The sequence below is a fragment of the Vibrio sp. 1288 genome, assembly GCF_033344475.1.
On the sequence record NZ_JAWPOX010000001.1, the window covers coordinates 231,898 to 246,197 of the forward strand.

The following is a 14,300-nucleotide window of genomic DNA, read 5'->3' on the forward strand; positions in this document are numbered from 1 at the left end:
GTAATTTGGTTAAAAACCTAATTACTCAGCTTCGATGCTTACAAACTTACGGTTCTTAGGACCTTTCACTTCGAACTTCACTTTACCTTCAGTAAGAGCGAATAGAGTGTGGTCTTTACCGATACCTACGTTGTTACCAGCGTGGAACTTAGTACCACGTTGACGAACGATGATGTTACCTGCAAGTACAGATTCACCACCGAAACGCTTAACACCTAGACGTTTGCTTTCTGAATCGCGGCCGTTACGAGTAGAACCACCAGCTTTTTTGTGTGCCATTGTTAAACTCTCCTAATAGATTAAGCGTTGATACCAGTGATCTTCACTTCAGTGAACCACTGACGGTGACCCTGTTGCTTACGAGAGTGCTTACGACGACGGAACTTAACGATTTTAACTTTATCGCCACGACCGTGTTGTACAACTTCAGCAACAATTTTGCCGCCCTCTACAAGAGGAGCACCAACTTTGATGTCTTCGCCGTTAGCAACAAGAAGAACTTTATCAAATTCTACAGTTGCACCAGTTTCAACGTCTAATTTCTCTAAACGAAGAGTTTGACCTTCGCTTACACGGTGTTGTTTACCACCAGATTGGAAAACAGCGTACATATTTTACTCCGCTTTTTCCGCACAGCCTTTCTTGAGGGTGTGCGCTAAACTAATCATCAATAGGGCGCAGATTCTACAGAATAGATGCTCCTATGACAAGCCATATTTTGAAAAAATTGGCGAAAAGCTAATCGCCAAAGAAAAGTGCGGCAATCATGCCCTTTAGTAATGTATTAATCAACGTTTTTTAGTGTATTATTCGACAATTATATAAATCGAATAAGCCTTGCAGGGTCTAACTTCAGCCGGATATACGATGGATTTTAAAACTATCCAAGCGCTTACTGCCGATGACATGGCAAAAGTGAATGAAACAATTCAAGCCCAACTTAATTCTGATGTCTCTTTAATCAACCAGCTCGGTTTTTATATCGTGAGTGGTGGAGGCAAACGTCTAAGACCGCTTTTAGCGATACTGTCAGCCCGTGCACTTGGTTACCAAGGCAATGGTCATACAATGGCAGCTGCGTTTATTGAGTTCATCCATACAGCGACTTTGCTGCATGATGACGTGGTAGATGAATCAGACATGCGCCGTGGTAAAGCCACTGCGAATGCAGCATTTGGCAATGCGGCTAGCGTATTAGTTGGGGACTTTATCTATACACGCTCATTTCAGATGATGACGGAACTAGGATCCATGAAGATCCTTAAACTAATGAGCAATGCCGTAAACGTGATCGCCGAAGGTGAAGTACAGCAGTTGATGAACTGTAACGACCCTGACACGACAGAAGAAAGCTACATGCAAGTCATCTACTCTAAGACTGCGCGCTTATTTGAATCCGCAACTCAAATCGGTGCAATCTTAAATGATGCTCCTGAGCATGTGGAAATCGCAATGCAAAATTACGGTAAGTATCTAGGCACTGCGTTTCAGCTCATTGATGACGTCATGGATTACACTTCTGATGGCGAAGACATGGGTAAAAATGTGGGTGATGACTTGGCCGAAGGTAAGCCAACTTTACCTCTACTCCATGCTATGCGTAATACCACACCAGAAAACGCAATCATGATTCGTGAAGCGATTGAGAAAGCGAATGGCATGGATCGCTTAGAAGAAATTCTTGCGGTCATGAAAGAAGCAGGCTCTCTGGAATACACAACGCAAAAAGCTCTAGAAGAAGCAGACAAAGCAATCGCAGAACTATCAGTGTTGCCAGAGTCTGAATACAAACAAGCGCTTGTTACTCTGGCTCATGTCGCAGTACAACGCACGAAGTAATCAATAGCTACCCATAACGCAAGACTTATAGCAAAAAGGAAGAGCATGCTCTTCCTTTTTTACGTTTGATACCTAATGACGACGCCCCGAGGCGCTAGTAATATCTGTCACTACCGCCATGCAGTTGTGGATCATCTTCTATTTCATCAAAGCTAACGGCGAGTTGCTGTTCAGTCCCTTGTTTGGACAACAATACCGTCTCTGCTTCATGGTCGACCACTAATATCGTACCGACGCCTTGTTGGCACTCAACAACCATGCCTTTACGGATTCGACTCGCTTCCATCATCTTCTCCTTCACTACGTGGTTTTATTCGACCATTTTTACGAAGTTGAGAAATCAAGGATCAAAAAAGCCGATCAAAATGATCGGCTTTCTTCTTATATAGGCTTTCTAGATTACTTTGCGAATTCAACACCAATGTTGATGTCGCCATTTAGTGTTTCTAGCATACCGTCTAATGCAGACTTTTCGTAATCGCTGAGTTTGCCGTAGCTTAGTACTTCTTCAACGCCTTCTTTACCCAGTTTCACAGGTTGCGCGAAGTAAGTCGCGTGTTCGCCGTCGCCTTCAACGTAAGCGCACTCAACTACGCCTTCTTCACCTTGAAGAGCACGAACCAGAGACAGACCAAAGCGACATGCAGCTTGGCCCATTGATAGTGTTGCACTACCACCACCCGCTTTCGCTTCTACAACTTCAGTACCTGCATTTTGAATACGTTTCGTTAATGCTTCTACTTCTTCAGCTGTAAACTCAACACCTTCTACTTGAGACAGTAGAGGTAAGATCGTTACGCCAGAGTGACCACCAATAACTGGCACGCGAACGTCACCTGGATCTTTGTCTTTTAGCTCAGCAACAAACGTTTCTGAACGGATAACATCCAACGTTGTTACACCAAATAGACGACGCTTATCATAAACACCCGCTTTTTTAAGAACTTCAGCAGCAATTGGCACTGTTGTATTTACAGGGTTTGTGATGATACCAACACAAGCTTTCGGACAAACAACCGCAATCTTCTCCGCTAGCGATTTAACGATACCAGCGTTTACATTAAATAGATCCGCACGATCCATACCTGGCTTACGCGCAACACCAGCAGAAATTAGCACAACATCCGCGCCTTCTAGTGCTGGAGTAGGATCTTCACCAGCGTAACCTTTGATAGAAACTGGCGTAGGGATGTGGCTAAGATCAGCGGCCACACCAGGAGTTACTGGAGCAATATCATATAGGGCTAGATCAGAACCAGCAGGAAGACGGTTCTTAAGTAGAAGGGCCAGGGCTTGACCGATGCCACCAGCGGCACCAATAACGGCTACTTTCATGTAGTTCTCCTTGAGAGTATTTCTCTTATAAACGTATTCGTAGGGTAGTTTGTAACCAACTTAAATAAAGCTATCGGAATCACAACTTGATTACAATCAATTAACGCTAGCTTTGCGACCTCGCGCAACTCGCTGTTACCGTGCTACAAATGGGGCTTGGATTATTCTTTTATTCTGTTGAAATGACAAGGAATTCAAGAAAACAGATACAGCCCTACTTCAGCGCGCTAAAGAATTCTATGTGGTTCATAGTTTACAGTGACGCATCTAACATAATCCTGGGACTCTTTGGCACCGCCTGAATATATATGCGAGAATATGCAAAATTGCTGACCCGTAATAAGAGATTTGTAATGACTATGCGCAATTCAGAAAAACAAGACAACTTAGTTCGCGCCTTTAAAGCCCTGTTAAAAGAAGAAAGCTTTGGCTCACAGGGCGAGATTGTTGACGCACTCAAACAGCAAGGGTTTGAGAGTATCAACCAATCTAAAGTCTCACGTATGCTGACTAAATTTGGCGCCGTCCGTACGCGCAATGCAAAAATGGAAATGGTTTACTGTCTTCCTGCTGAGCTAGGTGTCCCAACAGTCAGCAGTTCTCTGCGTGAACTAGTACTAGACATCGATCGTAACGCAGCGTTAGTAGTAATTCACACTGGCCCAGGTGCAGCACAGTTGATTGCTCGCTTGCTTGATTCACTCGGTAAATCCGAAGGTATTCTTGGTGTTGTCGCAGGTGACGATACCATTTTCATTACGCCAACCATGGCAATTACGACTGAGCAACTCTTCAAATCAGTGTGCGAGCTGTTCGAATATACTGGTTAAGTTCTATAAAGCTTCAATCAGCTAACTCATTGTGGGTTATAAAAGAAGTCTCATTTTGTAGCCCATAATTTATGTAAATTTTTTGCTTACTCCGCTCATTCTTTAACCATCCATTTTGTGATTAACATCACGCAATTGATCTTTTTCATTTCAGTCACTAAACGTTAATTAAGTAATTGTTATAAAAAGAATTAAATCACAAATTGAATCCTATCCCCTGATACAAAATTCAGACTTATCAACTATAACATTTAACAATTGGATAATTTTCTGCCAATTTTTTGTTATGATTCGCTCGCTTTTTCAAACGATTGGATTGAAAAAGGTGCCGTTTCCAAATAGGAAACTCCAGAAGTGATTTATGGTTATTTCCGGGTAAATAATGAATATAAGGAAGGGAAATTCATGGCATTTAACAAACTTCTCAAAGTAGGCGCTATCGCTGCAGCCGTAATGGGCGCAAGCGCAGTTAACGCTCAAGAGTTTATTACCATCGGTACTGGCTCTGTGACAGGTGTTTACTACCCAACTGGTGGTGCTATCTGTAAGTTGGTAAATAAAGGTCGTAAAGACCACAACATCCGTTGTTCAGTAGAATCGACTGGTGGCTCAATTTACAACGTTAACACTATCCGTGCAGGCGAATTAGATTTTGGTATCGTGCAATCGGATTGGCAGTACCACGGCTACAACGGTACGAGCAAGTTTGAAGAACAAGGCCCGTACAAGAAGCTACGCGCAATGTTCTCTCTTCATACAGAACCTTTCAACATCATTGCGCGTGCAGATTCAGGTATTGAAAACGTTGAAGACCTGAAAGGTAAGCGCGTAAACATCGGTAATCCAGGCTCTGGTGACCGTGCAACGATGGGCGTTGTCATGGAAGCGATGGGTTGGACAAACGACAGCTTCAAATTGGCGTCTGAGCTAAAAGGCTCTGAACGCTCTCAGGCACTTTGTGATAACAAAATTGACGCCTTCATTTACATGGTCGGCCACCCGAACGGTTCAATCAAAGAAGCAACCACATCATGTGATGCGAAGCTAGTTTCAGCAACAGGCCCTAAAATCGATAAAATTGTTGCCGACAACCCATACTACGCCTTTAGCTCAGTACCGGCTGGTATGTACCGCGGCACAGACAAAGACGTAAACAGCTTTGGTGTTGCAGCAACAATGGTAACGACCTCTGATGTTTCAGACGATGTCGCTTACAACGTGGCAAAAGCTGTGTTTGAAAACTTTGATACCTTCAAACGTCTACACCCTGCATTCGCAAACTTGAAGAAAGAAGACATGGTGAAAGCTGGTCTTTCTATTCCTCTTCACCCAGGTGCAGAAAAATACTACAAAGAAATGGGTCTAATTAAGTAATTTCCTCAGACTCTACATACAGGCAGGAAAGAATATTTTCTGCCTGTTTGAGCATACAGGTTGTAGCACGTTCTAACTGTATGCTTCATTCGCCAGTTTTCTTCTGAAAACTGCGAGCTCATACCCAAGAAAACTTAAACGCCGCCTAACAGAGTATCCAACAATCAACACTTTGAGTTCAGGCAGCAAAATACTCGAAAGCAAACTTCGCTCCATTCACTACACTGATAGAGGCGAAGTGTGGTTCTCGATAAAAATCAGACAGGACCATCAATAATAAGGAAAAAGTACATGGCGACGAATCAAGCTCCGTCACAAGATGTGCAAGAAATGGTGGCTCAGGCAGACACAGGTGCACGTAGCCCTTCGGGAATGCAAGGACGAATCCTTTGGTTTGTTCCTCTGTGTTGGTCACTATTTCAATTATGGTACGCATCCCCGTTACCATTTATTTTCAATTTTGGCGTACTGAACGACACGGAAGCGCGATCTATCCACCTTACTTTCGCGATCTTTTTGGCTTTCACTGCTTATCCAGCGATGAAGAATTCTCCTCGCGATCATATCCCTCTTGTTGATTGGATACTCGCGTTGGCTGGCAGCTTTTCAGCAGCCTATATATACCTTTTTTATACCGAGCTAGCAGGACGCTCAGGCGCACCGACAACAGTTGATATCGTTGTTGCTGTTATCGGTATGCTCCTCCTTTTAGAAGCAACACGCCGAGCACTTGGTCCACCATTAATGGTCGTGGCTGCTGTTTTCCTTACTTACACCTTTGCAGGCCCTTACATGCCTGACGTTATCGCGCACAAAGGGGCAAGCTTGAACAAGGCCATGTCTCACTTGTGGCTAACAACTGAAGGCGTATTTGGAGTTGCGCTAGGTGTTTCTACCTCTTTTGTCTTCTTGTTTGTATTGTTTGGAGCAATGCTGGAACGCGCTGGTGCTGGTGCTTACTTCATTAAAGTTGCCTTCTCGTTGCTTGGCCATATGAAAGGTGGTCCAGCTAAAGCGGCCGTTGTTGCATCAGGTTTATCTGGTCTGGTTTCTGGTTCTTCAATCGCAAACGTAGTAACAACTGGCACCTTTACCATTCCACTGATGAAGCGTGTTGGCTTTCCCGGCACAAAAGCGGGTGCGGTAGAGGTAGCGGCTTCAACCAATGGTCAGTTAACACCGCCAATCATGGGTGCAGCAGCATTTTTGATGGTGGAATACGTCGGTATCTCCTACGTTGAGGTGATTAAAGCTGCCCTACTTCCAGCGCTAATCTCTTATATTGCTTTAATTTACATTGTTCACCTTGAAGCATGTAAAGCAGGCATGACGGGCCTTCCTCGTCGCCACAACCCAACACTAGTACAAAGTCTGCTGTCCTTTACTGGCACAATCTTAGGATTGTGTGTGATCAGCGCATTGGTTTACTACGGAGTGGGTTGGACAAAGGACGTCTTTGGTGATGCCGCGACACCAATTGTTACCGTCGCACTATTAATCGCGTACGTTGGGTTGGTGAAAGTCTCAGCAAATCACGTGCAAGATGGCGCAATTGAGATTGATGCAGAATTAACAGAAGTACCTGATCCTGGTCCAACCGTTAAGTCAGGCTTGCACTACCTACTCCCTATCGTCGTATTGGTTTGGTGTTTGACTGTCGAACGTTTCTCACCTGGCCTTTCGGCATTCTGGGCAACGGTGTTCATGATTTTCATTTTGCTGACTCAACGTCCGTTGATTGCACTGCTGTCAAAGCAAGGTGACATGCTTCAGCAAACCAAAGATGGCTTTGTCGATCTTGCCGAGAGCTTAGTTTCTGGTGCGCGCAATATGATTGGTATCGGCGTTGCAACCGCGGCAGCGGGCACCGTTGTTGGTGTTGTTACACTAACGGGTATCGGCCTAGTGATGACCGACTTCGTCGAGTTTATCTCTGGTGGCAGCATCATTCTTATGCTGCTGTTTACCGCCATCATTAGCTTGGTTCTGGGGATGGGTCTGCCAACAACGGCGAACTACATCGTGGTCTCTACGCTAATGGCGCCGGTCATTGTTACGCTCGGCGCAGCGCATGGCTTGATTATTCCGTTGATAGCGGTGCACTTGTTCGTTTTCTACTTTGGTATTTTGGCCGACGATACCCCACCTGTAGGTCTTGCGGCTTTTGCAGCAGCCGCAATTGCGAAATCAGATCCAATTCGTACCGGTATCCAAGGTTTTACTTACGATATTCGAACCGCTATTTTGCCGTTCATGTTTGTGTTCAATACCCAGCTATTGTTAATGGGGATCGACTCTTGGTGGCATTTGGCACTCACGGTCATCTCATCGATCATTGCAATGCTGATTTTCTCTGCGGCAACTCAAGGGTGGTGGTTCACGCGTAACAAGTGGTGGGAAACAGTCCTATTATTAGTACTGACGTTTTCGTTTTTCCGTCCAGGTTTTTGGTGGGACATGCTGTACCCAGCGAAAGTTCTTTCTCCTGGCGTTGAGGTAGCTCAAATCACGGAAACACTAAATGTAGGAGAATCATTGGAGTTACGTGTTGCCGGTGAAAACCTTGAGGGCGACTACATTGAGAAAACGGTTCGTCTTCCATTCGAAGACAGTGCGACAACAGCAGACGCACGTATTTCATCTATGGGTCTGATGCTGACCGAAAGTGACAACAAAATGATTGTCGATATGGTTGAATTTGGTAGTCCAGCAGAGTCCGCAGGTATCGACTTTGATTGGGAAATCAAGTGGGTTATCCAGGATGCAGACCGTCCGATGAAAGAGTGGGTGTTTGTACCTTGCTTGATTCTTCTGCTGGTGCTTGCCATGAACCAAAAACGTCGTGCTCGTAAGGAACAATTGAGCGCATAACCGATTTGGCCCCGAGGATAAAGGGGCCTTAATGAGAGACATTGAATGTACAAACAAATTCTTGTTCCGGTTGATCTAAATGACCAAGGCTTTTCAGACCGAGCAGTTGAACTAGCGGTTTGGCAGGCAAAGCAAGCAAATGCTCAAATCCATCTTCTGACGGTACTACCTGGTATTCACATGTCGATGGTTGCCACATACTTTCCGAAAGATGCTGCAGCCAAAATGAAGCAAGACGTGAAGCAGCAACTAAAAGCTTTCGCTAATGAGCATATTGCTGAAGATGTGGTTTACCAAGTGCATGTTGCTGAAGGCAAGGCCTACGCGACCATTCTTGATTATGCAGAATGTTTAGGCGCAGATCTCATCATTATGCCAAGCCACAAGCGCTCTAAAATCAATAAAGTAATGCTTGGCTCTGTCGCGAGTAAGGTTGTGGAATATTCTCCAATCAATGTGATGGTCGTAAAACCGCAAGGCTAAGTAAATACAGAAACGAAAAAGGACGCTAACATTAGCGTCCTTTTTATATTAAACAAGTAAGGGTTATGCCATCACTGGGTAATCGGTATAACCTTCTGCTCCACCCAAATAAAAGTGTTCTGGTTTCGCCTCATTAAGAGGTGCATTTTTCTTAAATCGCTCAACTAAATCTGGGTTTGCGATAAAGGGAACGCCAAATGCGACCACATCAACTTTGTTTTCTGCAATTGCTGTTGCCGCTTCTTGTGCACTGTAGCCCACGTTCGCCATTAAGTGACCTTTATAGTTTTCGCGTGCTGGCTTGAGAACATCTGCTTTTTGTACGCCTTTCAGATCCGCACGCATCACGTGCCAATAAGCAAGATCGAAAGAATTAAGTTGCTCTGCTAAGTAACGCACCAAGCCAACTGGATCACTGTCTTTCATGTCATTAAATCCATTTAGCGGAGATGTACGCAGACCGACTCTTCCGGGTCCCCACACCTCAACGACTTCTTTCACTATCTCAAGTAAAAATCGAGCACGATTTTCAACCGAGCCACCGTATTCATCGGTACGTAAATTTGAGCCGTCACGAAGGAAGTTATCAATAAGATAACCATTGGCGCCATGTATCTCGACCCCATCAAAGCCGGCTTTCTTGGCGTTTTCTGCACCTTGTTTAAACGCCGCAACAATGGAAGCTATCTCATCCACTTCGAGTGCTCGTGGTACCGTATATGCTTGCTTACCCGAAGGGGTATGGACTAATTCATCACGAATGGCCAATGCGCTCGCCGCTACAGGTGTTTTTCCTTCATTCAGATCAGGATGACAAGCTCGTCCCGCATGCCAAATTTGCAGTACAATCTTACCGCCTCTCTCATGAACCGCATCCGTTACCTTTTTCCAAGCTGCGATTTGCTCTTCGTTGTAAATGCCCGGCTCTGCCATGAAAGCAGACGTACCTTCCATCACCATGGTGCATTCAGCAATGATAAGTCCGGCACTCGCACGTTGAGCGTAGTATTCAACCATAAGGTCATTAGGAATATGGTCTGCGCCAGCACGAGCTCGCGTTAAAGGCGCCATAATGGCACGGTTATCTAATGCTAATTGACCGAGTTCGATAGGAGAAAATAAGTCTACAGAGTTGGACATGTTGTTTACCTCAAATGACAATAACTTGATGGCTAAGGATGAGGTGCCAGACTATAATCAGATTAATATTGAAACAATATGGATAATTGAAAGTGATTGTTCGCAATTTAGAAACAATTGACTTTAGAACGCTTTCTATCTTTGTCACAAGCTGTCGACTACTGAGCTTAACCAAGTGCGCGCTGGAGTTAAACCTACCAAAATCTACTGTTAGCAAAGCCATAACCAAACTCGAACAACACTTTGAAGCCAAACTGCTAGAGCGCACAACCCGAAAGTTAGTGATCACCGAAGCTGGCCAAATGGTTTTAGAGCGTGCTGCAAGCTTAGTTGAGGAATTCCACTCAATTGGCCATGACGTTCAGGAGATGGAACAACAGATCCAAGGCCGGCTGCGTATTTCCGCGCCACCAGCGTTGGATGCGTATATGGCGGAGCACATCTTTTTGCCATTTTTAAAACAATGGCCAAAAGTACAAATTGCGTTAGAAGCATCGAACGATTTTGTTGATCTCTTTTCACACGGCTTTGATATGGCAATTCGAGTCGGTCAGATAGTTGATGATCGATTGATCGCAAAAAAATTAGGCTATACCACTCGAGTTCTGGCTGCTAGCCCTGAGTATTTAGCTGAGTTCGGCGTACCTGAAACGCCAGAAGATCTGACAAAACACAACTGTTTGAGGTATCAATATGTTTCAGAAATAGGGCCTTGGACGCTGATCTCACACGATAATACCGTCAATGTTTCAATAACCAGTAACTTCTCAAGTACAACTGTAGAAGCAATATTGAAAGGTGCACTTAAAGGACTAGGCATCGCTAACTTACCTGTGCAAAACATGACGCAAGAGCTAGAAAGTGGCACCTTAGTCAGAGTGTTGCCGCAATGGCACACGGTACCAATGCCTATTTATCTAGTCTATCGTCCTGGAGCAAACCGCCCACGGCGCGTACAAGCAATGATTGACCATATCATGAGCTTAAGATCTCAATTTGAATTTGGCCCTAGGCATGGTTTGTGTTGCGGAGAAGCATAACCTAGCAACTATCAGGCACTAGCATGCGGCTCGGATAAATGCCGCAAGCTTCTCACTAGCATGCTGTTCACTCAATGCAGACATATCACCCGCGGCTTCCACTTTACCATCTGCCACAAACACAAAGTGGCTGGCAATCGCTTTGGCATCGCTTAAATGGTGCGTGACCATCAATACGGTTATTCCCCGCTCTGCTGCGAGTTTTTTTACCAAGCTCAGCATCTCTTCACGCAACACCGGATCAAGCGCCGAGAACGGCTCATCCAATAGCCACATGGGATGAGGCTGAACAAAACAACGCGCTAAGGCAACACGTTGACGCTGGCCACCAGAAAGATGCTCTGGCAAACGGTCGAGGTACTCTGCAACACCAACTTGCTGCGCGGCTTGTTCAATCTGACGATTTTGGTCCACCGTAAGCTTTAGCCCTGGGTGTAAGCCCAAACCGATGTTGTCACGCACCGATAAGTGAGCAAACAAATTGTGCTCTTGGAACAACATAGAGAACGGACGCAGATAAGGCTCTTTACGCACAATGGACTCACCATCAACACAAATATCACCACGGTCAGGATGGATGAATCCTGCCACCAACGCCAGCAAGGTTGACTTCCCTGCCCCACTTGGTCCCATCAGCGATACAATCTGTCCTTGCTCAATCGTTAAGTCAAAACGAAACAGTTCACGTTGGTAGGTGTACTGCACATCATCCAACACTAACATTACGCTCTCTCCTTCGTTTTCAATACTTTCTCAATCAAGGCAAAACAGCCCACACTCAACAACAATAGGGTCACCGATACCACCGCAGCTGCGTCCATCTGATAACTGCCAAGCAACTGGAACAAATACAGAGGTAAGGTACGAAACTCTTGTCCACCAAACAGTGCGATGGCACTTAAATCCCCTATTGCAAACATAAAGCTGATCGCAAACGCATGTGCAAACGGCTTGCGTAGCGCCTGCCACTCCACCACTTTAAACCGTTGCCAGCCACGCATGCCTAAGCTGGCACATACATACTGATACTGTTGTTCAATGTGCAGCATTGGCTGCGCTAGCGTTTTGATCACGTAAGGCAAAGCCATCAAACCGTTCACCAAAATCACGACAAAAAATGCCAAGCTAAAAACATCGGTAAATGTGCGCAGTAGTAAGAATAAACCGGTGCTAATCACCAGACCTGGAGTCACCAAAATAATGGTGCCGATTAACTCTATCTGATCGGCTCGCGTGTTTTTGTACTGCAACCTCCAACGGCGACTGGTCAATAGTATGGACACCCCTGCAGCGACCGCAAGCGCGCTAGCGACACAGGCGACTTTGAGGGAGTTCAATAGCGCAGACCAAAAACGCTCATCGGTTAATACTGTCCAAACTTGTTGGTTGATGCCACTCAGTAACACCATCAATAACGGCGGTATTACCAGTAAAAAGGCACCTATGATCCATAAGCTATCCCAAGCTTTTGACCACCCATGATCCTTCGTTAAAAATTGCTGTACCGATGTGCTGCCAGCACTGATAGCAACAGGCTTTGTTAACTTCTGCACACCAATAGCAAGCAGTCCACATAACAGCATCTGCCACAGCGCCAATAACGCCCCAGCTTGTAAATCAAAATCAAACTTAATCGCTTGGTAAATGGCCAATTCAATGGTGGTGGATTTTGGCCCGCCCCCCAACGCCATTACAGTGGCAAAACTGGTAAAGCACAACATAAACACCAACCCACAAACGTGGGGAAGCTGCTGCCTTAAACGCGGCCATTCTACCCAGCGAAACTTATCCCAATGGCTCATCCCAAGATGCGCGCAAAGCTTATGCTGCTCGGCAGGAATAGACTCCAAGGCTTGCAGAAGCAATCGCGCCGCGTAAGGTAAATTAAAGAACACATGGGCGAGTAAAATACCGTTCAAACCGTAAATAGAGAATGGCAGTTTAGTATCGAAACTTTGCAACCACTGCGCCAACAAACCACTGTTGCCATAAATCGCTAACAACCCAAAAACACCAACCAAAACCGGTAAAACCAGTGTCGATGCAAACAGCTTAAGCAGTAATGATTTACCAATAAATTGGCGACGCGAAAGTGCGTGCGCTACTGGAATGGCAAAGCCAACACTGAGCAATGTGGAAAGAAACGCTTGGTAGAAACTGAACTTGGTGACATGTTGATAGTACGGGTCGCCCCATACCACAGACACATCAAGTGAAGGGGCTTGAACAATCAAAGCACCTAGGGCAGAAATAACAAAGGTCGCGATGATCATCGCGACCCCTAAACCTATTTTTGGAACAGAATTCAAAGGTAAAACCTATCTCATTCAGATGAGGATGGAAACGTCAGCTAAAACGTCAATGCGCTTTGCCATTCGCGAATCCAAGACTTACGCATTTTTGCCACTTCATCAGCACTAAAGCTCAACGACTTGCTTGGAACACTCAAAGTTTCAAAACCATTAGGTAACTCAACGTCAGTGACTGGGTACATCCAGTTACCCGTTGGCATCGCCGATTGGAACTCATCACTTAAAATGAAACTCATAAATTGATCAGCAAGTTCTGAGTTTTTTGCCCCTTTCACTTTGGCGGCTACTTCAACTTGCATGTAGTGGCCTTCAGCAAAATTCGCCGTAGCAAACTTCGAATCGTTTTCCGCAATTAAGTGGTACGCAGGTGAAGTGGTGTAAGAAAGCACTAAATCGGACTCACCATTGAGGAACATAGAATACGCCTCAGACCAACCTTTCGTGACCGTTACGGTTTTGCTCGCTAGCTTCTGCCACGCTTGCGTCACATCGTCGCCATAAATAGATTTCATCCATAGCATTAAGCCTTGGCCCGGCGTTGAAGTCCGCGGATCTTGGTAAATCACTTTCAGATCGTCGCGCGTTTCCACCAGCTCTTTCATGCTTTTCGGCGGATTAGCCAGTTTCTCTTTGTTGTACACAAACGCGAAGTAGCCGTAATCGTACGGTACAAACGTCGTGTCACTCCAACCGTTTGGTAACACTGTATTGGACGTATCCACATTGTGCTCGGCAAGCAGACCGGTTTTCTTCGCTTCTGCCATCAGATTGTTATCCAAACCTAATACGATGTCCGCTTTGCTATTACCGCCTTCAAGACGAAGACGATTCAGAATCGACACACCATCGTCCAACGCTACGAAGTTAACGTCACAGCCACATTTTGCTTCAAAAGCTTGCTCGATTTTAGGACCCGGCCCCCAATCTGCGGCAAAAGAGTCGTAGGTATAGATGGTTAATGTGTTTTCAGCGGCAAACGCTGAAGTAGAGGTGATTGCAGCTAGGGCAATCAGATTTAGAGTGGGTTTCACTGCTCGCTCTCCATGAGTATTTCAGAGAAATAAGTTGAGCGGCAC

Annotated in this window: 14 protein-coding genes; 6 read left to right on the forward strand and 8 right to left on the reverse strand. The window is 45.3% G+C overall.

What is annotated here, in order from left to right; genetic code table 11:
• Nucleotides 1-21: 21 nt before the first annotated feature.
• Together rpmA and rplU are read right to left on the reverse strand one after the other, a co-directional pair.
• Nucleotides 22-279: a 50S ribosomal protein L27 gene (rpmA, locus tag R8O11_RS00975; protein ID WP_005383095.1), complete on the reverse strand. Its 258-nt coding sequence runs from the start codon at nt 277-279 to the stop codon at nt 22-24.
• Between the two features lie 20 nt (nt 280-299).
• Nucleotides 300-611 carry a 50S ribosomal protein L21 gene (gene rplU, locus R8O11_RS00980; RefSeq protein ID WP_005383096.1) on the reverse strand — a complete coding sequence of 104 codons (312 nt, stop codon included), beginning with the start codon at nt 609-611 and terminating at the stop codon, nt 300-302.
• A 256-nt stretch (nt 612-867) separates the two neighbouring features.
• On the opposite strand from rplU, the gene ispB reads away from it, so the two are divergent.
• Nucleotides 868-1,839 carry an octaprenyl diphosphate synthase gene (gene ispB, locus R8O11_RS00985; protein WP_005383097.1) on the forward strand — a complete coding sequence of 324 codons (972 nt, stop codon included), beginning with the start codon at nt 868-870 and terminating at the stop codon, nt 1,837-1,839.
• Nucleotides 1,840-1,933: 94 nt separating this feature from the next.
• Here the strand turns inward: ispB and R8O11_RS00990 are convergent, their stop codons facing one another.
• Both R8O11_RS00990 and mdh read right to left on the reverse strand, forming a co-directional pair.
• Entirely contained in the window at nt 1,934-2,125 is a 192-nt protein-coding gene (locus R8O11_RS00990) for a hypothetical protein (RefSeq protein ID WP_005379661.1), read from the reverse strand.
• Between the two features lie 113 nt (nt 2,126-2,238).
• The gene (mdh, locus tag R8O11_RS00995; protein WP_005379660.1) at nt 2,239-3,174 is read right to left on the reverse strand and encodes a malate dehydrogenase; all 936 of its coding nucleotides are present in this window, start codon (nt 3,172-3,174) and stop codon (nt 2,239-2,241) included.
• Nucleotides 3,175-3,533: 359 nt separating this feature from the next.
• Between mdh and argR the strand changes: the two genes are divergently transcribed.
• From argR to R8O11_RS01015, 4 genes are all read left to right on the forward strand, one after another.
• Entirely contained in the window at nt 3,534-4,004 is a 471-nt protein-coding gene (gene argR, locus R8O11_RS01000; protein ID WP_005379659.1) for a transcriptional regulator ArgR, read from the forward strand.
• Nucleotides 4,005-4,409: 405 nt separating this feature from the next.
• Entirely contained in the window at nt 4,410-5,378 is a 969-nt protein-coding gene (locus tag R8O11_RS01005; protein ID WP_054579268.1) for a TAXI family TRAP transporter solute-binding subunit, read from the forward strand.
• Nucleotides 5,379-5,669: 291 nt separating this feature from the next.
• Nucleotides 5,670-8,249 carry a TRAP transporter permease gene (locus R8O11_RS01010; RefSeq protein ID WP_115385708.1) on the forward strand — a complete coding sequence of 860 codons (2,580 nt, stop codon included), beginning with the start codon at nt 5,670-5,672 and terminating at the stop codon, nt 8,247-8,249.
• 45 nt (nt 8,250-8,294) lie between these two features.
• Nucleotides 8,295-8,732, forward strand: a complete 438-nt coding sequence (locus tag R8O11_RS01015) for a universal stress protein (protein ID WP_318193840.1) — start codon at nt 8,295-8,297, stop codon at nt 8,730-8,732.
• A 63-nt stretch (nt 8,733-8,795) separates the two neighbouring features.
• On the opposite strand, the gene R8O11_RS01020 is transcribed toward R8O11_RS01015, so the two are convergent.
• Nucleotides 8,796-9,872: an alkene reductase gene (locus R8O11_RS01020; RefSeq protein WP_053349696.1), complete on the reverse strand. Its 1,077-nt coding sequence runs from the start codon at nt 9,870-9,872 to the stop codon at nt 8,796-8,798.
• 92 nt (nt 9,873-9,964) lie between these two features.
• On the opposite strand from R8O11_RS01020, the gene R8O11_RS01025 reads away from it, so the two are divergent.
• Nucleotides 9,965-10,912 carry a LysR family transcriptional regulator gene (locus tag R8O11_RS01025; RefSeq protein WP_005379650.1) on the forward strand — a complete coding sequence of 316 codons (948 nt, stop codon included), beginning with the start codon at nt 9,965-9,967 and terminating at the stop codon, nt 10,910-10,912.
• Nucleotides 10,913-10,930: 18 nt separating this feature from the next.
• Here the strand turns inward: R8O11_RS01025 and thiQ are convergent, their stop codons facing one another.
• Genes thiQ through thiB form a run of 3 tightly spaced genes read right to left on the reverse strand, consistent with a single transcriptional unit; the run spans nt 10,931 to nt 14,255 of the window.
• Complete coding sequence (gene thiQ / locus R8O11_RS01030; protein WP_005379648.1) at nt 10,931-11,635, reverse strand: thiamine ABC transporter ATP-binding protein; 705 nt, start codon at nt 11,633-11,635, stop codon at nt 10,931-10,933.
• Entirely contained in the window at nt 11,635-13,221 is a 1,587-nt protein-coding gene (gene thiP / locus R8O11_RS01035) for a thiamine/thiamine pyrophosphate ABC transporter permease ThiP (RefSeq protein ID WP_318193841.1), read from the reverse strand. Before thiP ends, thiQ begins: the two co-directional genes overlap by 1 nt.
• Before the next feature lie 41 nt (nt 13,222-13,262).
• Nucleotides 13,263-14,255, reverse strand: coding sequence for a thiamine ABC transporter substrate binding subunit (gene thiB / locus R8O11_RS01040; RefSeq protein WP_318193842.1), 993 nt, complete (start codon nt 14,253-14,255; stop codon nt 13,263-13,265).
• Between the last annotated feature and the right edge of the window lie 45 nt (nt 14,256-14,300).